This window comes from Pseudacidovorax intermedius, from assembly GCF_003350475.1.
In the GTDB taxonomy this organism is placed as follows: Bacteria; Pseudomonadota; Gammaproteobacteria; order Burkholderiales; family Burkholderiaceae_C; genus Xenophilus; species Xenophilus intermedius.
The window spans coordinates 162,906-181,308 of the sequence record NZ_QQAV01000008.1 but is presented as its reverse complement, the minus strand read 5'-3'; the positions used below and the strand labels follow the sequence as shown (position 1 = coordinate 181,308).

Genomic DNA, 18,403 nt, shown 5'->3' with positions numbered 1-18,403 from the left:
CAGACGTAACCCCTCCGGCATCGTGGGCGCCACTTGCGCTGCAGCGCGGCGAAACCATCGACGCCGGCCCACCCATAAAATTCCCCGATGACTTCTCCCACTGCCCCGCACGGCGACAACAAGAACAACGGCGGCAAGCAGGCTGCCGCGTCCGCGGCCCCGGCCGCCCCGAGCAACTTCCTGCGCCACGTCATCGAAACCGACCTGGAACAGGGCACCTATGACTCGCGCCGCTGGGGCGGTGGCCCGGGCGACGGGCCCTTCCACCAGGCCGGCATGCCCGATCCGGCGAAGATTCGCACCCGCTTTCCCCCCGAGCCCAACGGCTACCTGCACATCGGCCATGCCAAGAGCATCTGGCTGAACTTCGAGCTCGCCAGGGAATACGGCGGCGTGTGCCACCTGCGCTTCGACGACACCAACCCCGAGAAGGAAGAGCAGGAATACGTCGACTCCATCCGCGAGGCGATCCGGTGGATGGGCTATTCCACCGCGCTGGCGGACGTGCCAACGCAGCCCGGCGCCGCGCAGGATCACATCTACTACGCCAGCAACTACTTCGACTTCATGTACCGCGCGGCCGAGCACCTGGTAACGGCCGGCCATGCCTACGTGGACGAGCAGACGCCCGAGCAGATGCGCGCCAACCGCGGCGACTTCGGCACGCCCGGCACCGACAGTCCCTTCCGCAGCCGCACGCCGGAAGAGAACCTCGTCCGCCTGCGCCAGATGAAGAACGGCGAACTGCCCGACGGCGCCGCGGTGCTGCGCGCCAAGATCGACATGGCGAGCCCCAACATCAACCTGCGCGACCCCACGCTCTACCGCATCCGCCGCGCCACGCACCACAACACCGGCGACCAGTGGTGCATCTACCCGATGTACACCTTCGCGCACCCCATCGAGGACGCGCTGGAGCAGATCACCCACAGCATCTGCACGCTGGAGTTCGAGGACCAGCGCCCCTTCTACGACTGGCTGATGGCGCGCCTGATCGAAGGTGGGCTGCTCACCGCCCCGCCGCCGCGCCAGTACGAATTCGCCCGCCTCAACGTCACCCACGTCATCACCAGCAAGCGCAAGCTGCGCCAGCTGGTCGAGGAAGGCCATGTGGACGGCTGGGACGACCCGCGCATGCCCACCCTGGCCGGCCTGCGCCGGCGCGGCTACACGCCCGAGGCACTCAAGCTCTTCTGCGAGCGCAGCGGCACCACCAAGTCCGGCGGCGCCTGGACCGAGTACGCCGCCCTCGAAGCCGCGCTGCGCGATGCGCTGGATCCGGTCGCGCCGCGGGCCATGGCGGTGCTGGACCCGCTGGCCCTGGAGATCACGAACTGGGACGCCACCCTGGGCGCCGGCCACCTGGAGCCCTGCCACGCCCCGGTGAATCCGCACGACGAATCCGCCGGACAGCGCCACTTCACCTTCGGCAAGAGGCTGTGGATCGAACGCGAGGACTTCCAGGCCGTGCCCGAGAAGGGCTACCGCCGCCTCTACCCGCCGCATACCAACGCCAGCAAGCAGGCCATCGACGGCAACAAGGTGCGCTTGAAGTACGGCTACGTCGTGCAATGCACGGGCTTCGAGCAGGACGCCGACGGCAAGGTCACCAAGGTGCTGGCCGAGGTGCTGCCCGACACCAAGAGCGGCACGCCGGGCGCCGACAGCGTGAAGGTCAAGGGCGTGATCGGCTGGGTGGGCGCGCATGACGCCGTGCCCGCCGAGATCCGCCTCTACGAGCGCCTGTTCAAGACAGAGCAGCCCGGCAGCGCCGACACCATCGCCGACGAGCTGAACGACGCCAGCCTGAGCACCGTGCAGGGCTACGTCGAAGCCGGCCTGGCCGGCTCCGCGGCCGAAACGAACTACCAGTTCGAGCGCCTGGGCTACTTCGTGGTCGACGCGAAGGGCTCGGCCGTGGGGCGGCTGGTGTTCAACCGCACGAGCGGGTTGAAGGACAGCTGGGGGAAATGAGCGCTTCGTGTTCGGTCTCGGCCGATACGCAGCAGGCAAGGGCCGGTCCGCAGACCGGCCCTTTTGCATGGAGGGCCTGCAACGCCGCCTAAAATCTGACCTTTCTGGTCAGAACGGGAGAAAACGATGCAGAAATGGCAGATGCAGGACGCCAAGGCGCGCATGTCCGAGCTGGTGAAGTCCGCCCAGGAACAGCCGCAGGACATCACGGTGCACGGCAAGTCGGTGGCGGTGGTCGTCTCCCGCCAGACCTTTGACCGTCTGTCTCAGGCGCAGGGCTCGCTGCTGGACTTCATGCAGCGCTCGCCGCTGGCGGGCCAGGACGACCTGGTGTTCGAGCGCGACCCCAGCCCCACGCGCGACGCGGCATTCTGAGTCGTGAGCTACCTGGTCGACACCAACGCGCTGTCCGAGTTGCGGCGGCGCGTGCCCGATGCGAACGTGGCCGCCTGGTTCGCCAGGCGGCCACCCACGACGCTGTACCTCAGCGTGCTGACGCTGGGCGAGATCCGAAAGGGCATCGCCGGCGTGCCGGAGCCCGCCAGGCGCCAGGTGCTGGCAGACTGGCTGGAGGTCGACCTGCCGCTCTTCTTCACGGGCCGCGTCCTGGGCATCGACGCCGCGGTTGCCGACCGCTGGGGACGGCTGGTCGCAGAGGCTGGCCGCCCCCTGCCGGCCATCGACAGCCTGCTCGCCGCCACGGCGCTCGTCCATGACCTGGTGCTGGTCACGCGCAACACGCGGGACTTCGCCGGCATGCCGGTGCAGGTCTTCAACCCCTGGCAGGCGGTCTGACCAGCGTCCCTGCCGCCTCGCCTCGATGCCTCTCCCGTCAGCGAACGATGACCTGCACCCGCCTTTCAGCCGCCCAGCACGCCGCCTTCCGCCGCCTGGCGCAGGACCTGCCCGGCATCGACCGCGAGGCCTACGAATCCGCCGGCCGCGACTGGCGCGATCCGGTCATCGGGCTGGGGCCGCGGGACGCGGCGCTGTGCATCTTCGGCCGCGACCCGGGGCGCACCGAGGCGCAGCAGGGGCAGCCCTTTCTGGGCAAGGGCGGGCAACTGGTGCGGGCGGCGCTGCACAGGCAGCGGCATGGGCCAGACGCGCCGGCGCCGGACTTCGCGGAATCCATCGAGGCCGGATCGGGCGTGTTCTGGCTCAACACCGCGCCCTACAAGCCGGTGGGCAACAAGGCCTGGTCGATGGCGGTCAAGCGGCGCTTCCAGCCGCTGATGGCGGAACTGCTCATCGACCTGTGGCACGGCCGCGGTGGCCGGCGCACCGTGATCGCGCTGGGCCGCGAGGCCTTCTTCTGGTTCGGCATCGGGCAACCAGCCGAGGTGAATGCGGCCCTCGACGACTTCTGGGCGCTGGGCGACGAGCGCTATGGCCGCACGCTGGAAGTCGGCTACGCGCACGGCGGCGTCACGCACCCCGTCACGCTCGCGCCGCTGCCGCATCCGTCGCCGGCCAATGCGGTGTGGTTCTCGCGCTTCTCGGCGCTGATGGATGCACGCCTGCGGCACTTGAGCTGACGCCCCGGCGCCTCAATGCGCTTTGCCGCGAAGAGGCCGCGGACGATTGCGCCATGGCGGCGACCGGACTTCAGGGCGGGGCTATGCTCGCCGCCGTCCATGACTGCGCCGCCCCCCCGCCTCATCCGCTTCAACAAACCCTACGGCGTGCTCAGCCAGTTCACGCCCGAGGGGCGCTGGCGCGGGCTCAAGGAGTTCATCGACCTGCCCGGCGTGCATGCGGCCGGCCGGCTCGACGCCGACAGCGAAGGCCTGCTGCTGCTGACCAGCGACGGCCCGCTGCAGGCGCGGATCGCCGATCCGCGGCACAAGATGGAAAAGACCTACTGGGTGCAGGTGGAGGGCCTGTGCACCGACGAGGCGCTGGCGCAGCTGCGCCACGGTGTCGTGCTCAACGACGGGCCGACGCTGCCGGCGCGCGCGCGCCGGCTCGATCCGCCACCGCAACTGCCGCCGCGCGAGCCGCCGATCCGCGAGCGCAAGAACATTCCCACCGACTGGGTCGAGCTGGCCATCCGAGAGGGCCGCAACCGGCAGGTGCGGCGGATGACGGCGGCGGTAGGACTGCCGACGCTGCGGCTGATCCGCGTCGCCATCGGCCCCTTCGTGCTCGACGGGCTGGCGGCCGGCACCTGGGCGGCGCTGGAGGTGCCGCCGGTGCTCGATGCGCCGGTGCCCCGAACTGCCGCGCCCCCGCGCCGCAGCCCACCCCGCCGCCGCCCATGACCCTGCGCACCAAGATCATCGCCCTGGCCGTGCTGCCGCTGCTGGCGGCTCTGGGCCTGGTCGCCTTCGGCCTGCAGCACCAGTCGCGCGACCTGCACCAGCGCGAGCGGCTCCTGATCGAGCAGAGTCACATGGCCCAGCGCCGCGGCGAGCTCCGCAGCTACGTGGACCTGGCTCTGAGCGTGATCCGCCCGCTCTACCAGCGCGGCGACGACGCGGTCACGCGGCAGGAGGCGCTGCGCCTGCTCGGCACGCTGGACTATGGCAACGACGGCTACTTCTTCGTCTACGACCTGCAGGGCCATGTGCTGATGCATTCGCGCCAGCCCGAGCTGGTCGGCCAGTCGCTGTGGGATCTGCGCGATTCGCAGGGCCGCTACACCATCCGCGACCTGATCGGCCGGGCCCGCGCGGGCGGCGGCTACGTCGAATACGAATGGCGCAAGCCCTCGGCGGGCGGTCTGGCGCCCAAGCTGGGCTATGTGCAGGCGCTGGACCGCTGGCAATGGATGGTCGGCACCGGCCTGTACCTGGACGACATCCAGGCCACGCTCGACGCGCTGGACCAGCAGACGAGCGGCAACGTCAGCGGCACGCTGCTGTGGATCGCGGCCATCGCCACGCTCTCGCTCGCGGCCGTGAGCGCGGGCGGCCTGCTGCTCAACCTCAGCGAGCACCGCGTGGCCGAGGCCAAGCTGCGCCAGTTGGCGCGGCGCGTGGTGCAGTCGCAGGAAGAAGAGCGCGCCCACCTGGCCCGCGAGCTGCACGACGGCACCAGCCAGACGTTGGTGTCGGCCAAGCTGCTGGTCGAGTCGGCCGTGGACGGCCTGCAGCGCGAGGGCCGCCCGGTGCCGCCGCTGCTCGCGCGGGCGCTGCAGCGCCTGGGCGAGGCGCTGCTGGAAGTGCGCCACATCTCGCACCGACTGCGGCCCGCGCTGCTCGACACCCTGGGCCTGCCCGCCGCGCTGGAACGGCTGGTGGACGAGGCCGGTGGCGCCGGCCCCACGGTCGCGCTGCAGGTCACGGGCGAGGCCGGCGAGCTGTCGGCCGAGGCCAAGACCGCCCTCTTCCGCGTCGCGCAGGAGGCGCTGACCAATGTCCAGAAGCATGCCGGCGCGGTCCATGTCGACCTGCAGCTGCATTTCGACCCCGGGCTCGTGCGCCTCACGGTGGCGGACGACGGGCTCGGCTTCGATGTGGAGGCGGCGCAGGCCGATCCGCACCGCGGCCTGGGCCTGCGCCACATGCGCGAGCGCATGGAAGCGGCCGGCGGGCGCCTGCGCCTGCAGTCCACGCCCGGCCACACCCGCGTGACGGCCGAACTGCCGCGCGCTTTCAAGGAAGACTCCGCATGACCTCCGCCACGCCCGTGCGCCTGTTCCTGGTCGACGACCATCCGCTGGTGCGCGATGGCCTGCGCGCCCGACTGGAGGCGCTGCCCGGCCTGCGCATCGTCGGCGAGGCCGGCAGCGCCGCCGAGGCCCTGGCCCAGGTCGATGCCGCGCGGCCCGATCTGATGCTGGTCGACGTCGGTATGAAGGACATGAACGGCATCGAGCTGGCCGCCCTGCTGCTGGCCCGGCCGGCGCCGCCGCACGTCGTCATGCTCAGCATGTACGACAACCCCGAGTACGTGCAGCGCGCCCTGCAGGCCGGCGCCCAGGGCTATGTGCTCAAGGACGCGCCGGCCTCCGAGATCGTCGCCGCCATCGAGGCCGTGGCGGCCGGCGGCACCTTCCTGAGCCCGGCGGTGTCGAAAAAGCTGTTCCGCAACCAGGCGCCGCGGCCGCTGCTCACCCCGCGCGAAAGCGAGATCCTGTCGGCCATCGGCCGCGGCGAATCCAGCAAGCAGATCGCCCGCGACCTGGGCCTGTCGGTGCGCACGGTGGACGCGCACCGGCAGAGCATCAAGCGCCGGCTTGGGATCGAGGGGCAGGCGGAGCTGATCCGCTATGCGGTGGAGCACACGCGGCAGTTCGGCCCGGACGGCCGCTGAAGGCCTCGCACAGCGCACCAGGGTTGTCCCTTAGGCAATACCTCGCGGACCGCCCACGCACTGCAACGGATGCGCCGCGCGGCGCCGCTTCCGACACTCGATGGGTTATCCCAACCCTCGAGAGACAACGCACATGCAAAGCCTCCGCCGCCACCTGGTGTGGCTCGTGGTGGCGGTCGTCGGCGCCTTCGCGCTGGCCACTGTCGCCCTCACGCGCGGCGAAAGCGTCAACGCCCTGTGGGTCGTGACCGCCGCCGTCTGCACCTACCTCATCGCCTACCGCTACTACAGCCTCTTCATCGCCGACAAGGTGCTGGGGCTGGACGGCTCGCGCAAGACCCCCGCGCACCGGCACAACGACGGCCTGGACTACGTGCCCACCGACAAGAACGTGCTGTTCGGCCACCACTTCGCGGCCATCGCGGGCGCGGGGCCGCTGGTGGGCCCGGTGCTGGCGGCGCAGATGGGCTACCTGCCCGGGCTGCTGTGGGTGCTGGCCGGCGTGGTGTTCGCCGGCGCGGTGCAGGACTTCATCGTGCTGTTCATCTCCACCCGCCGCGACGGCCGATCGCTGGGCGACCTGGTCAAGCAGGAGATGGGCACCGTGCCCGGCATGATCGCCCTCTTCGGCACCTTCATGATCATGATCATCATCCTGGCGGTGCTGGCCCTGATCGTGGTGAAGGCGCTGGCCGAATCGCCCTGGGGCACCTTCACGGTCGCGGCCACGGTGCCGGTGGCCGTGTTCATGGGCCTGTACCTGCGCTACCTCCGCCCGGGCCGCATTGGCGAGGTGTCGATCATCGGCTTCGTGCTGCTGATGGCCGCCATCTTCGGCGGCCAGGCGGTGAGCGAGAACGCGGCCTGGGCCGCGATGTTCACCTTCGACGGCAAGGCGCTGACGTGGATGCTGATCGGCTACGGCTTCGTGGCCGCCAGCCTGCCGGTGTGGCTGCTGCTGGCACCGCGCGACTACCTGTCGACCTTCCTCAAGATCGGCACCATCGTGGCGCTGGCCATCGGCATCGTGATCGTGATGCCGCAGCTGCAGATGCCCGCGCTCACGCAGTTCGCCGATGGCAACGGCCCGGTGTGGTCGGGCTCGATGTTCCCCTTCCTGTTCATCACCATCGCCTGTGGCGCGGTGTCGGGCTTCCATGCGCTGATCTCCTCGGGCACCACGCCCAAGATGCTCGACAACGAGCGCCATGCCCGCTTCATCGGCTACGGCGGCATGCTGGCCGAGTCCTTCGTCGCGGTGATGGCGCTGGTGGCGGCCTCATGCATCGAGCCCGGCATCTACTTCGCCATGAACAGCCCGGCCGCGCTGGTGGGCAGCACCGCCCAGCAGGCCGCGGCCACCATCTCCGGCTGGGGCTTCATGGTCACGCCCGAGATGCTGGCGCAGACCGCGAAGGACGTGGGCGAGCACACCATCCTGGGCCGTGCCGGCGGCGCGCCCACGCTGGCCGTGGGCATGGCGCACATCCTGCACCAGGTGATCGGCGGCCAGGCCATGATGGCCTTCTGGTACCACTTCGCGATCCTGTTCGAGGCGCTGTTCATCCTGACGGCGGTGGACGCCGGCACGCGCGCCGGCCGCTTCATGCTGCAGGACCTGCTGGGCAGCTTCGTGCCCGTGCTCAAGCGCACCGACTCGCTGCCGGCCAACCTGCTGGCCACGGCACTGACGGTGGCGGCCTGGGGCTACTTCCTGTACCAGGGCGTGGTCGATCCGCTGGGCGGCATCAACACGCTGTGGCCGCTGTTCGGCATCTCCAACCAGATGCTGGCCGCCGTGGCGCTCCTGCTGGGTGTGGTGGTGCTGTTCCGCATGAAGCGCGAGCGCTATGCCTGGGTGGCGGCCGCGCCGGCCGTGTGGCTGCTGGCCTGCACGCTGACGGCGGGCTGGCAGAAGATCTTCTCGTCCGACCCCAAGGTCGGCTTCCTGGCCCATGCTGCGAAGTACACCGAGGGCATCGCCAACGGCGTGCTGGTGGCGCCGGCCAAGACGCCCGAGGCCATGGCCCGCATCGTGTTCAACGACCGGCTCGACGCCGGGCTGTGCGCCCTCTTCATGTTCGTGGTGCTGAGCGTGCTGGTCTACACCGTCCGCGCCTGCCTGTCGGCCCGGGCCGCCAACCGGCCGACGGTGCACGAGACGCCCTACGAGCCGATGGCCGCGGGCGCGCGTGCGGCCGGGGCCCATTGACCGGCATGTGCGCGCCATGGTGAGCCTCGCCACGCTGCCCGAGACCGGGCGCTACATCGCCCGCTCGGTGCGCCAGTCGCTGCGGCTGATGGTGGGCCTGCCCGACTACGACACCTACCTGTCGCACATGGCGCAGACCCATCCGGACCGCGCGCCGATGAGCTACGAGGAATTCTTCCGCGAGCGGCTGGAGGCGCGCTACGGCGCGGGCAAGGGGCGCTGCTGCTGATAAGGGATGGAGCGCTGCCGCCGGCCTTCGCTTCAGCGCTCGGTCATGCCATCACGAAGAGGCGTTCCGTAGGGAGGGATCCACCTCAGTGAGAAACGCATACCGCCCATCGCGTTTCCGGGTGCCAAAAAGGGTTGCGTAGGGAAAGAGGCCCTCGCGCACGTTGCGAACGAAGAGGACGAAGCCGAGATTGAGAACGACGGCGGCGACGGTCTGACCCGGATGGGCTCCCCATCCCCCCAACAAACTCGGCAGCTGCATCAGCGAAAGATAGATGTACGCGTTGTAGGCTCCCACCAGATTCCGCATGAAGGCCCATAACAGCAACGCAGGAATGAGGGCAATTCCGCCAGCGATGCAAAGCTGCAGCACGGCGCCATGTCGCGCGCCGAGGACAAGGCCCGAGCCCAAGGCAAGGATCAACTGCAGAGAGGCAAGGGCGATGACCAATCGCCGCTTGACCCTGTGTGCCTGGCAAAGCAGTGGATCCGGATAGGCCGCAATGATTTGCGCCAGCCGGGAATCCTTGGCCCCAGCCCCCTGAAACTTGGCAAAGGCTTCGGCCTTGCTCATGCCCTGCGATAGACATTCGTGTATCTGTTGCTTGAGGCTCTTTTTCCCCATTTGTCGCTCCCTTTGTTGGGGGAGCAATTTAATCGCTGCCCTGGCCTACCTGCGCCGCACGGCGTGACTTACTGCACGTTCGCCCCCAACAGAGCGCGGCAGGTATCCCTGGAAGCCTCCAGACGAACGGGGCACGTCCAACAGAGGCTGTTGGACGTGCCGGCGCCGTCGCCGCTTGTCGAAGACCAACGAGGGCTTACCGACAGCCGAAGCTGGCCGCCTTGTCGGCATCGCCGCCCAGGTACTGCGCCGCCTTCGGATAGGCGCACACCGGCCGGCTGCGTTCGCTGCCGTCGGCGCGGCGCTGGGTGGCCAGCAGCGCGGCGGGCGCGCGGCCTGTCTCGGTCCAGTCGATCACGGCCGTGACCGCATCGAGCACATTCGGCGCGTCGCCGCCGTTGCAGTGCTGCATGCCGGGCACCATGAACACGCGGTAGCTGTCGTCCAGCTTGGGCGTGGCGCGCGCCGCTTCCTCGTGGTAGCCCATGCTCATCATCGGGTTGAGGGCCGGGTCGGCCCAGCCGTGGTAGGTGATCATCTTGCCGCCGCGGGCCGCGAAGGCGCTCAGGTCGGGGTTGCGTGCATCCACCAGCGTGCTGATGAAGCCGGTGGCGCGGAAGCCCTGGTCCAGGTCGAAGCTACGCCAGTCGGCATCGGGCCGGCTGGCGGGCTGGTCGGCGAAGTAGCGCAGGAAGGTCTGGGCATAGGCGCTCTGGCGGGTCTCGCCAGACGGCAGGGCCTGCGCGCCAGAAGTGGCGGCCGGGGCCCGCGGCATCGAGACGAACCATTCCGCCCAGCCGCTGGTGCCGCTGGCGTCGGGCGCCTCCGAGCCCCAGGGCCAGGCCGGGAACACGGCCTGGCCCTTGTGCTGCATGTCGCGGTGCACGGCCTCCAGCGCAGTGACCTGCGCCTCGCTCAGGCCCGGAAAGTCCGCCCTCGGATCGATGACGCAACGGCGCGGGTCGGTGATCACGCCATCCTTCAGCCCGTCCACCGCGTCGCACTTGGCCACGATGGCCCGGCCGATCTGCGACAGCTGCGCGCCGGTGAAGCCGGCCTTGGCGATCAGCGGCGCGTACGACACGTAGTCGTACATCGTGCCGGTGAAGTTGAGCACCGGCGCACCGGCGGCGATGCCGTCGAAGTCGGCCGGGTAGCGCTGGGCCGACATCAGGCCCTGCCGCCCGCCGGTGGAGCAGCCGTCGAAGTAGGACTTGGCCGGCTTGCGGCCATAGAAGGCCGCGGCCAGGTCCTTCGACGCCTGCGCCGTCAGGTGCACGGCACGGAAGCTGTAGTCGACCAGCTTTGCGAGGTCGTTCTGCGCAAAGCTGCCCAGCGGTTGCGCGATGGCATCGTGGCCGGTGTTGGTCTGCGCGGCGACGAAGCCGCGCTTGAGCGCCTCGTCGCGCAGGGCCACGCGGCTGGGCGCGTCGATGCGCTCGCCGGCATAGCCGCCGTTGCCGCGCATGTAGAGCCGGCCGTTCCAGCGCATGGGCAGCGCCACTTCAACGAGCACCTCGGGGTCGAGCACGGCGACGATGCGGCAGAAGTCCGGCACGCCCTGCGCAGCGGGCGTGGCGGTGGCGCTGAGGACCGTCAGCCGCGTGCCCTCGACCGAGGTCACCTGCTGGCCGAGCCGCGCGCAATCGCCGGTGGCGGCAAGGCTGGCTTCGGCATAGCGCGACGCCGACTGGGCGGAATCGCGGAAGCTGCCGGCGTTCTGCGCCTGGGCGGCACAGCCCAGTGCCGCAAGGCAGAGGGTGGACATGCGAAGGGGGGATGGACGGATCACGCTTGGCTCCTGGTTGTTGGCATTCCGCCGTCGGAAGACGCGTCCCGGCCGGCAGCGGGCTTTGCTGATGAAGCCCGCACCCAGTGTGCCCGTCCGGCGGACGAGCCATCGTCACCTGCGCTACGCGGCGCGGACGGGTGCGCCGCCCGCGAACCGGATCAGGCACCGAGGACGAGGCGGCTGACCACTGCCCCGCCCACCACCAGCCACAGGGCCAGCACGGCGGCGAGCAGCAGCGGTCGGGGACCGGCCTGCCGGATGGCGCCCAGCCGCGTGCTGAAGCCCAGGGCGCCCATCGCCATGGCAAGCAGCAGGTTGTCCAGCGCGTTGGCCGCCTGCACGGCCTCGGCCGGCAGCCAGTGCAGCGAATTGAACAGCACCACCGCCACGAAGCCGAAGGCGAACCAGGGCACGGCCAGCCGTGCGGCGGGCGCGGTGCCGTCTCCGGGGTTCACGCCGTGCGCCGCATGGCGGGCTTCGCGTCGCCGGCCCAGCCAGGCCGCCAGCATCAACAGGAAGGGCGCCAGCATCATCACGCGCACCATCTTCGCGATGACCGCGACGTCTGCGGCCTCGGGTCCGATGCCCCGCGCAGCGGCCACCACCTGCGCGACCTCGTGGATGGTGGCGCCGGCATAGAGCCCGAAGCCGTGCTGGCCACCCGGCACCAGCGCCCAGTGCTGGTTGAGCGCATACAGCGCCGGGTACGTGAAGATGGCCAGCGTGCCGAAGACCACCACCGTGGCCACGGCCACCGTCACCTGCGCGGGCCGTCCCCGGACCACCGGCTCGGTCGCCATCACCGCGGCAGCGCCGCAGATCGCGCTGCCGGCACCGATCAGCATCACCGTCTCGCGCTCCATGCGCAGCCAGCGCAGGCCGACCCAGCAGGCAATGCCGAAGGTGGACGCCAGCATCAGCGCGTCGACCAGCACGCCCGCCAGGCCCACGTGGCCGATGTCCTGCACCGTCAGGCGCAGGCCGTAGAGCACCACGCCCATCCGCAGCAGCTGCTGCTTGGCGAAGCCGATGCCCGGCCCGGGCCGGGCATGCCAGTGCGCCGGCACCCCGTTGCCGACCAGCATGCCCAGCACGATGGCCGGGGTGAGCGCGCTCAACCCGCTGTGGGCCAGCGCCGGGACCTGGCCCAGCGCCATGCCCCCGGCGGCCAGCAGCCCGGCCAGGGCCAGCCCGGGCAGCAGATGCGCGCCCCGGGACGCCGGTGCCGTGGCCGGCAGGGCATGGGCAGGATGGGAATGGACCTCGGTGTTCATGGCAAGCCGCTCCTTCAATGGGAATGGCTTCGACTCTAGGCACCGGCTTTCGACCCGTCCAACGGGTAATCTGGCTAGGATCGAGCGACTGGATCGCTCGATGGAAAACACTCCGCCATGGACATGCCCCGCCTCACCCTGCGCCAGATGCGCGTCTTCGCCGCCATTGCCCAGGCGGGCAGCACCGCCGCCGCCGCGCAGGCCATCGCGCTGTCGCAGTCGGCCACCAGCTCGGCACTGAACGAGCTGGAGCGCCTGCTGGGGCTGCGCCTGTTCGACCGCACCGGCAAGCGCCTGGTGCTCAACGACGACGGCCGCAGCGTGCTGCCGCGCGCCCTCGCACTGCTCGACGCCGCGGCCGACATCGAGCGCCTGGCCCACGAGGGCGGCGGTGCCGACGCGCTCGCACTGCGCATCGGCGCCAGCACCACGCTGGGCAACCATGTGCTGCCCGCGCTGCTGCGCGACTTCCTCGGCGCCCAGTTGCAGGCCGCGCCGTCCGGCTGGCAGGCGCGCGTGCGCATCGGCAACACCGAGGCCATCTGCGAAGCGGTGGCCGCCTTCGAGCTGGACGTGGGCCTGATCGAGGGCCCCAACCGGCTGCCCACCCTGGCCAGCACGCCCTGGCTGCAGGACGAGATGGTGCTGGTCGCCGCGCCCGGCACCTTCGGCGCTGCCGACGACGCGGCGCGCGTGCCCATGCGCCGGCTGCGCGAGGCGCTGTGGCTGCTGCGCGAGCCCGGCTCCGGCACCCGCGAGGTGACCGACCAGCTGCTGCTGCCGCACCTGGGCGCACATGCCCGCAGCCTGGAGCTGGGCAGCTCCGAGGCGATCCAGCAGGCGGCGGTGGAAGGACTGGGCGTGGCCTGCCTGTCGCGCTGGGTGGTGCAGGAGGCGCTGGCCGCCGGCCGGCTGGTGGCGCTGCAGACGGCGCTGCCGCCGCTGCGGCGGCAATGTCATCTGGTGCTGCACCGGCACAAGCAGCCGACGCGGGCGCTGTCGCGCTTCTGGGCCATGGCCATGGCGCGGTCCGCGGCAGACTGAAGCCGCGCGCCACATCGCGTGGCGCGGCGGTGGGTCAGCCGACGTGCGCCAGCGCCGTGCCGGCCGCCACGTAGGCCCCGGCGGCCGCCTTCAGCGACACGCGTCCGGCCCGGTGGGCACAGACCTGCATCTCCATCTTCATGGCCTCCATCACCGCGATGAGCTGGCCTTCGGCGACCTCCTCGCCCTCCTGCACCTTCCAGGCCTGCACGGTGCCGGCGATGGGCGCGGACACGGCGGCCGGGTCGGCGGCGGAAGCGACCTGCGCATCGGCCGGGGCGCCGCCGCCGGCGCCCGCCGCCAGGCCGCGCAGCAGCAGCGCGGGCAGGCCCAGGCTCACGCGCCGGCCGTCGATCTCGATGGCGGTGCGCTGCAGCGCCTCGGCCGGCGCGGGCTCGGCCCGCACAGCCGCGGCCAGGGGCTCGGCGAAGTCGGTCTCGATCCAGCGCGTGTGCACCTTGAAGCCGTCGCGGCCGATGAAGTCCGGCTGCTGCAGCACTGCGCGGTGGAAGGGCAGCACCGTGGCCACGCCCTCGATGCGGAACTCGGCCAGCGCGCGCCGTGCGCGGGCCAGCGCCTGCTCGCGCGTGGCGCCCATGACGATCAGCTTGGCCATCAGCGAGTCGAAGCTGCCGGGCACCACGGCGCCGCTGTAGACGCCCGCGTCGACCCGCACGCCCGGCCCGGCCGGCGGCTCGAACAGCGTCACGGGCCCGGGCGCGGGCAGAAAGCCGCGGCCCACATCCTCGGCGTTGATGCGGAATTCGATGGCATGGCCGCGCGGCACAGGCGTCTCGCGCAGCGTGAGGGGCAGGCCATCGGCCACGCGCAGTTGCTCGACCACCAGGTCGAGGCCGCAGGTTTCCTCGGTCACCGGGTGCTCCACCTGCAGCCGCGTGTTCACCTCCAGGAAGGAGATGGCGCCCGTGTTGCTCAGCAGGAACTCGACCGTGCCCGCGCCCACGTAGCCGGCCTCGGCGCAGATGTCGCGCGCCGCCTGATGGATGCGTTCGCGTTGCGCTTCGCTGATGAAGGGCGCGGGCGCCTCTTCCACCAGCTTCTGGTTGCGCCGCTGCAGCGAGCAGTCGCGGGTGCCGAGCACCAGCACATGGCCGTGCGTGTCGGCGATGACCTGGGCCTCGATGTGGCGCGGCCGGTCCAGGAACTGCTCGACGAAGCATTCGCCGCGGCCGAAGGCGGTCACGGCCTCGCGCACCGCCGATTCGTACAGCTCGGCCACCTCGTCCACGCGCCAGGCGATCTTCATGCCGCGGCCACCGCCGCCGAAGGCCGCCTTGATGATGATCGGCAGGCCATGGGCGCGGGCGAAGGCCTCGACCTCGGCGGCGTTCTTCACCGGGTCGGCCGTGCCTTCCACCAGCGGCGCGCCCACCTTCAGCGCGATCTTGCGCGCCTCGACCTTGTCGCCCAGCCGGGCGATGGCCGATGGCGGCGGGCCGATCCACGTCAGGCCTGCGTCGATGACGGCCTGGGCGAAGGCCGCGTTCTCGGACAGGAAGCCGTAGCCGGGATGCACCGCATCGGCGCCGCTGCGGCGCGCGATGGCCAGCAGCTTGTCGATGTGCAGGTAGGTGTCGGCGGGACGCTGGCCATCGAGGCCGTAGGCCTCGTCGGCCACGCGCACATGCAGCGCGTCGATATCGGCATCGGCATACACGGCGACCGACTGCACGCCGTAGTCGGCACAGGCGCGGGCGATGCGCACCGCGATCTCGCCGCGGTTGGCGATGAGGACTTTCTTCATGGGATCAGTCTCGGAATTCGATGGGCGTGAAGCCGGCGACGACATGGAAGCGGATGCGCGCACCGACGGGGATCTGGCCCGCCAGGTCCAGGTGCCAGGGCGCGATGCAGCCGATGACGGGATAGCCGCCGGTGAGCGGATGGTCGGCCAGGAAGAGCACCGGCTGGCCGCTGGCCGGCACCTGGATGGCGCCCAGCGCCGTGCCCTCGCTGGGCAGCTCGGCGGTGACGGCGCGGGTGAGCGGCTCGGCGCCCTGGATGCGCAGGCCGACGCGGTTGGACTGGGGCGTGACGGTCCATTCCTGCGCGGCCAGCAGCGCCACGGCCTCGGGCGTGAACCAGTCGGTGCGCGGGCCCAGCTGGATGTCGAGGGTGACGAGCGCGCCGGCACGGGGCAGGTCGTCGCGGGGCGCCTCGGCATCGCCGACGGCGCGCAGGCCGCGGGCCGTGTCGGCGTGCGCGGGCAGCCAGTCGTCGGCGACGAGCGGCGCGGGGCCGACCTGGGCCAGCGTGTCGAAGGCGAGGCTGCCCATCACCGACGCGCGGGCGATGCCGCCGCGCAGCGCGATGTAGCTGCGCACGCCGGCCTCGGGCTCGCCCAGCAGCAGGCGGTCGCCGTCGCCCAGCGCCAGCGGCGCATGGCGGGGCACCGGCCACTGGCGACCGTCGGGCGCGCGCAGGGTGAGCGGGCCGATGGCGCCAGTGACCGCCACCACCGTGTCTCCACGGCTCTGCAGCACGAAGCCGCCCTGTGCCACTTCGATGCAGGCGGTGTCGATGACGTTGCCAACCAGCCGGTTGGCGGCGCGCAGCGCGCCGCGGTCCATGGCGCCGGAGGCCGACACGCCCTGCCCGGCCTGGCCCGGCCGGCCGGCGTCCTGCAGCAGGGCCTGGAGGCCGGGCTGGACGATGCGCAGGCCGGCCGCCTGAACGCCGTCCACCGGCGGCGAGTGCGACGCATCGGCAAGCACCGGTGCGGCGGAAACGGGCACGGCCACCGGTCGTGCGCCCGCATCCACGAAGCGCACGCGCTGCCCGGGCTGCAACAGCGCGGGCGGGTCACGGTCCAGGTCCCACATGGGCACCGGCGTCTGGCCCAGCAGTTGCCAGCCGCCGGGGCTGGCCTTCGGATAGACGCCGCTGAAGCCGCCCGCGACCGCCACGGCACCCGGCGGGATGCGCGTGCGCGGCGAGTTCCGCCGCGGCACGCGCCGCAGCAGCTCGTCGCCACCGCTCAGGTAGGCGAAGCCCGGCGCGAAGCCGGTGAAGGCCACGAACCAGTCGGTGCCGGTGTGGCGGCGCACCACGTCCTCGGGCGTGGTGCCGAGTAGCGCCGCCACGTCGGCGAGGTCCTCGCCGTCGTAGTGCACGGGCAACTCGACCACGGCGCCGCCCCGGGCCTCCACGGCTTCGCGCGGACGGGCGGCCAGGGCCGCGGCCAGGCGTTCGCGGCCGATGCGCAGCGGATCGAACTCGACCAGCAGCGTGCGCGCGCCGGGCACGATCTCGCCCACGCCGTCGATGGGGCTGGCCTGCAGCGAGGCCAGCAGGCCCAGGGTCTGGGCCAGATCGTCCAGTTCCACCAGCACCAAGCGGGCGGAGGCAGGCAACACGCGCAGACTCACGCGGGCACTCCTTCTTCGGCTTCCACGAAGCTGCGGATGGTCACGCCTTCGGCCAGCAGGCGCTCGCGCAGCGCGCGCGCCATGGCGACCGCGCCGGGGCTGTCGCCATGCAGGCAGATGGACTGGGCCTCGATGCACACCGTGCTGCCATCGTCGGCGGTGACAGTGCCGTCGCGCACCAGGCGGGCCATGCGCTGGGCCACGGCTGCGGGGTCGTGCAGCACGGCGCCGGGCTGGCTGCGCGGCACCAGGCTGCCGTCGGGCCGGTAGCCGCGGTCGGCAAAGGCCTCGGCCACGGTACGCAGGCCCGCGGCGCGGGCCCAGCCCGTCAGCGGCGAGCCGGCCAGCACCACCAGCGCGAGCGAAGCATCGATGGCGCGGACGGCGGCGATCACGTCCTGCGCCTGCCGCTCGTCGTGGGCGATGAAGTTGTAGAGCGCGCCATGCGGCTTGACGTAGCGCACCCGCGTGCCGGCCGCGGCGGCCAGGCCCTGCAGTGCGCCGATCTGGTAGATGACGGCAGCGCGCAGGTCGCTGCTGGCCATGTCCATGTTGCGGCGGCCGAAGCCGGCCAGGTCCGGATAGGACACATGCGCGCCCACCGTGACGCCGCGCGCGGCAGCCGCCCGCAGCGTGGCGAGGATGCCGGCCGGGTCGCCCGCATGGAAGCCGCAGGCCACGTTGGCGCTGCTAACGACGTCGAGCATGGCGGCGTCGTCGCCCATGCGCCAGGCGCCGAAGCTTTCGCCCAGGTCGCTGTTGAGGTCGATGTTCATGGAGGTCACCGCGCTCAGAAGGCGGCCAGCTCGCTGTTGCGCACATCGGCCACCAGCATGTGGCCGGGCTTGTGCGTGAAGGCCAGGGGCGGGCGCGCCACGCGGATGGCCTGCTGGGGCGTCACGCCGCAGGCCCAGAAGACGGGCACCTCGCCCTCGCGGATCTCGGAAGGCACACCGTAGTCGGGGCGCGCGAGGTCGGCGATGCCGATGGCAGCCGGGTCGCCGAAGTGCACCGGCGCGCCGTGCACCGCCGGAAAGCGGGACGTGACCTGGATGGCCCGGATGGCCTGCGCCGGCGTCATCGGCCGCATGCTCACCACCATGTTGCCGCCGAAGCGGCCGGCCTGCCCATTGGGCAGGTTGGTGTTGTACATGGGCACCGTGTGGTCATCGTCGATGTGGCGCACCGGCACAAGGGCGTCGAGCAGCGCCGCCTCGAAGGACAGCGAGCAGCCCAGCACGAAGCCGACCATGTCGTCCTGCCAGAGTTCGCCCAGGTCGGCCACCTCGCCGACCTTCTCGCCATCGCGGAAGACACAGTAGCCGGGCACGTCGAAGCGCAGGTCGATGTCGGCGCCCAGTTCGGGCACGCGCGGATCGCCCGGCTCGGTCATGCCGATCACCGGGCAAGGCTTGGGATTGAGGCGGCAGAAGCGCAGGAACTCGTCGGCATAGGCACGCGGCAGGATGGCCAGGTTGCCCTGGGCGTAGCCGGGCGCCTGGCCGGCGGTGTGGCCGCGGAATTCCTTGCGGCGGATGGCTTGGCGCAACTCTGCGGGCTGCTGCCAGATCTGGGGGAGCGACATGAGAGAGTCCTCGGGGGCAA

The 18,403-nt window shown here is 71.3% G+C and carries 17 protein-coding genes; 10 read left to right on the top strand and 7 right to left on the bottom strand.

Features of this window, described 5'->3' with window-relative positions; genetic code table 11:
• The first annotated feature begins 87 nt into the window (after positions 1-87).
• The 9 genes from DFR41_RS19220 (at position 88) to DFR41_RS19180 (ending at position 8,675) form a co-directional block, all read left to right on the top strand.
• Entirely contained in the window at positions 88-1,974 is a 1,887-nt protein-coding gene (locus DFR41_RS19220) for a glutamine--tRNA ligase/YqeY domain fusion protein (RefSeq protein WP_017758958.1), read from the top strand.
• Between the two features lie 126 nt (positions 1,975-2,100).
• Positions 2,101-2,349, top strand: coding sequence for a type II toxin-antitoxin system Phd/YefM family antitoxin (locus DFR41_RS19215; RefSeq protein ID WP_017758957.1), 249 nt, complete (start codon positions 2,101-2,103; stop codon positions 2,347-2,349).
• A gap of 3 nt (positions 2,350-2,352) precedes the next feature.
• Positions 2,353-2,769, top strand: a complete 417-nt coding sequence (locus DFR41_RS19210; RefSeq protein WP_114803927.1) for a type II toxin-antitoxin system VapC family toxin — start codon at positions 2,353-2,355, stop codon at positions 2,767-2,769.
• 47 nt (positions 2,770-2,816) lie between these two features.
• Positions 2,817-3,512, top strand: coding sequence for a uracil-DNA glycosylase family protein (locus tag DFR41_RS19205; RefSeq protein ID WP_114803926.1), 696 nt, complete (start codon positions 2,817-2,819; stop codon positions 3,510-3,512).
• Positions 3,513-3,611: 99 nt separating this feature from the next.
• On the top strand, positions 3,612-4,238 hold the full coding sequence (locus DFR41_RS19200) for a pseudouridine synthase (protein WP_211322628.1): 627 nt from the start codon (positions 3,612-3,614) through the stop codon (positions 4,236-4,238).
• Complete coding sequence (locus DFR41_RS19195) at positions 4,235-5,593, top strand: cache domain-containing protein (RefSeq protein WP_114803924.1); 1,359 nt, start codon at positions 4,235-4,237, stop codon at positions 5,591-5,593. Before DFR41_RS19200 ends, DFR41_RS19195 begins: the two co-directional genes overlap by 4 nt.
• A complete protein-coding gene (locus DFR41_RS19190; RefSeq protein ID WP_114803923.1) occupies positions 5,590-6,234 on the top strand; it encodes a response regulator in 645 nt (214 codons plus the stop codon). The genes DFR41_RS19195 and DFR41_RS19190 overlap by 4 nt, the downstream gene beginning before the upstream one ends.
• A 133-nt stretch (positions 6,235-6,367) precedes the next feature.
• On the top strand, positions 6,368-8,446 hold the full coding sequence (locus DFR41_RS19185; RefSeq protein WP_114803922.1) for a carbon starvation CstA family protein: 2,079 nt from the start codon (positions 6,368-6,370) through the stop codon (positions 8,444-8,446).
• A gap of 16 nt (positions 8,447-8,462) precedes the next feature.
• Positions 8,463-8,675: a YbdD/YjiX family protein gene (locus DFR41_RS19180; RefSeq protein ID WP_043112959.1), complete on the top strand. Its 213-nt coding sequence runs from the start codon at positions 8,463-8,465 to the stop codon at positions 8,673-8,675.
• A 51-nt stretch (positions 8,676-8,726) separates the two neighbouring features.
• On the opposite strand, the gene DFR41_RS19175 is transcribed toward DFR41_RS19180, so the two are convergent.
• From DFR41_RS19175 to DFR41_RS19165, 3 genes are all read right to left on the bottom strand, one after another.
• Positions 8,727-9,299: a hypothetical protein gene (locus DFR41_RS19175; protein ID WP_114803921.1), complete on the bottom strand. Its 573-nt coding sequence runs from the start codon at positions 9,297-9,299 to the stop codon at positions 8,727-8,729.
• A gap of 196 nt (positions 9,300-9,495) precedes the next feature.
• Positions 9,496-11,067 (bottom strand): tannase/feruloyl esterase family alpha/beta hydrolase, encoded by a 1,572-nt coding sequence (locus tag DFR41_RS19170; protein ID WP_114803920.1) that lies wholly within the window; start codon positions 11,065-11,067, stop codon positions 9,496-9,498.
• Between the two features lie 182 nt (positions 11,068-11,249).
• A complete protein-coding gene (locus tag DFR41_RS19165; protein WP_114803919.1) occupies positions 11,250-12,365 on the bottom strand; it encodes a YeiH family protein in 1,116 nt (371 codons plus the stop codon).
• Positions 12,366-12,482: 117 nt separating this feature from the next.
• Here DFR41_RS19165 and DFR41_RS19160 point away from each other — a divergent pair, with 117 nt between their 5' ends.
• Positions 12,483-13,409, top strand: a complete 927-nt coding sequence (locus tag DFR41_RS19160) for a LysR family transcriptional regulator (RefSeq protein WP_114803918.1) — start codon at positions 12,483-12,485, stop codon at positions 13,407-13,409.
• Between the two features lie 34 nt (positions 13,410-13,443).
• On the opposite strand, the gene DFR41_RS19155 is transcribed toward DFR41_RS19160, so the two are convergent.
• The 4 genes from DFR41_RS19155 to DFR41_RS19140 are packed head-to-tail and all read right to left on the bottom strand — an operon-like array spanning position 13,444 to position 18,383.
• Positions 13,444-15,174 (bottom strand): acetyl/propionyl/methylcrotonyl-CoA carboxylase subunit alpha, encoded by a 1,731-nt coding sequence (locus DFR41_RS19155; RefSeq protein ID WP_114803917.1) that lies wholly within the window; start codon positions 15,172-15,174, stop codon positions 13,444-13,446.
• Positions 15,175-15,178: 4 nt separating this feature from the next.
• Positions 15,179-16,792 (bottom strand): 5-oxoprolinase subunit B/C family protein, encoded by a 1,614-nt coding sequence (locus DFR41_RS19150; RefSeq protein ID WP_114803995.1) that lies wholly within the window; start codon positions 16,790-16,792, stop codon positions 15,179-15,181.
• 2 nt (positions 16,793-16,794) lie between these two features.
• Positions 16,795-17,574 (bottom strand): LamB/YcsF family protein, encoded by a 780-nt coding sequence (locus DFR41_RS19145; protein ID WP_114803916.1) that lies wholly within the window; start codon positions 17,572-17,574, stop codon positions 16,795-16,797.
• Positions 17,575-17,588: 14 nt separating this feature from the next.
• On the bottom strand, positions 17,589-18,383 hold the full coding sequence (locus tag DFR41_RS19140) for a putative hydro-lyase (RefSeq protein ID WP_017762352.1): 795 nt from the start codon (positions 18,381-18,383) through the stop codon (positions 17,589-17,591).
• Between the last annotated feature and the right edge of the window lie 20 nt (positions 18,384-18,403).

What these genes read in the sequence shown, in the direction of transcription:
- DFR41_RS19180 (WP_043112959.1), top strand. Translation starts at nt 8,463, where the DNA reads ATGGTGAGCCTCGCCACGCTGCCCGAGACCGGGCGCTACATCGCCCGC.
- DFR41_RS19145 (WP_114803916.1), bottom strand. Translation starts at nt 17,574, where the DNA reads ATGAACATCGACCTCAACAGCGACCTGGGCGAAAGCTTCGGCGCCTGG.
- DFR41_RS19160 (WP_114803918.1), top strand. Translation starts at nt 12,483, where the DNA reads ATGGACATGCCCCGCCTCACCCTGCGCCAGATGCGCGTCTTCGCCGCC.
- DFR41_RS19165 (WP_114803919.1), bottom strand. Translation starts at nt 12,365, where the DNA reads ATGAACACCGAGGTCCATTCCCATCCTGCCCATGCCCTGCCGGCCACG.
- DFR41_RS19200 (WP_211322628.1), top strand. Translation starts at nt 3,612, where the DNA reads ATGACTGCGCCGCCCCCCCGCCTCATCCGCTTCAACAAACCCTACGGC.
- DFR41_RS19170 (WP_114803920.1), bottom strand. Translation starts at nt 11,067, where the DNA reads ATGTCCACCCTCTGCCTTGCGGCACTGGGCTGTGCCGCCCAGGCGCAG.
- DFR41_RS19175 (WP_114803921.1), bottom strand. Translation starts at nt 9,299, where the DNA reads ATGGGGAAAAAGAGCCTCAAGCAACAGATACACGAATGTCTATCGCAG.
- DFR41_RS19185 (WP_114803922.1), top strand. Translation starts at nt 6,368, where the DNA reads ATGCAAAGCCTCCGCCGCCACCTGGTGTGGCTCGTGGTGGCGGTCGTC.
- DFR41_RS19195 (WP_114803924.1), top strand. Translation starts at nt 4,235, where the DNA reads ATGACCCTGCGCACCAAGATCATCGCCCTGGCCGTGCTGCCGCTGCTG.
- DFR41_RS19220 (WP_017758958.1), top strand. Translation starts at nt 88, where the DNA reads ATGACTTCTCCCACTGCCCCGCACGGCGACAACAAGAACAACGGCGGC.
- DFR41_RS19205 (WP_114803926.1), top strand. Translation starts at nt 2,817, where the DNA reads ATGACCTGCACCCGCCTTTCAGCCGCCCAGCACGCCGCCTTCCGCCGC.
- DFR41_RS19155 (WP_114803917.1), bottom strand. Translation starts at nt 15,174, where the DNA reads ATGAAGAAAGTCCTCATCGCCAACCGCGGCGAGATCGCGGTGCGCATC.
- DFR41_RS19190 (WP_114803923.1), top strand. Translation starts at nt 5,590, where the DNA reads ATGACCTCCGCCACGCCCGTGCGCCTGTTCCTGGTCGACGACCATCCG.
- DFR41_RS19140 (WP_017762352.1), bottom strand. Translation starts at nt 18,383, where the DNA reads ATGTCGCTCCCCCAGATCTGGCAGCAGCCCGCAGAGTTGCGCCAAGCC.
- DFR41_RS19215 (WP_017758957.1), top strand. Translation starts at nt 2,101, where the DNA reads ATGCAGAAATGGCAGATGCAGGACGCCAAGGCGCGCATGTCCGAGCTG.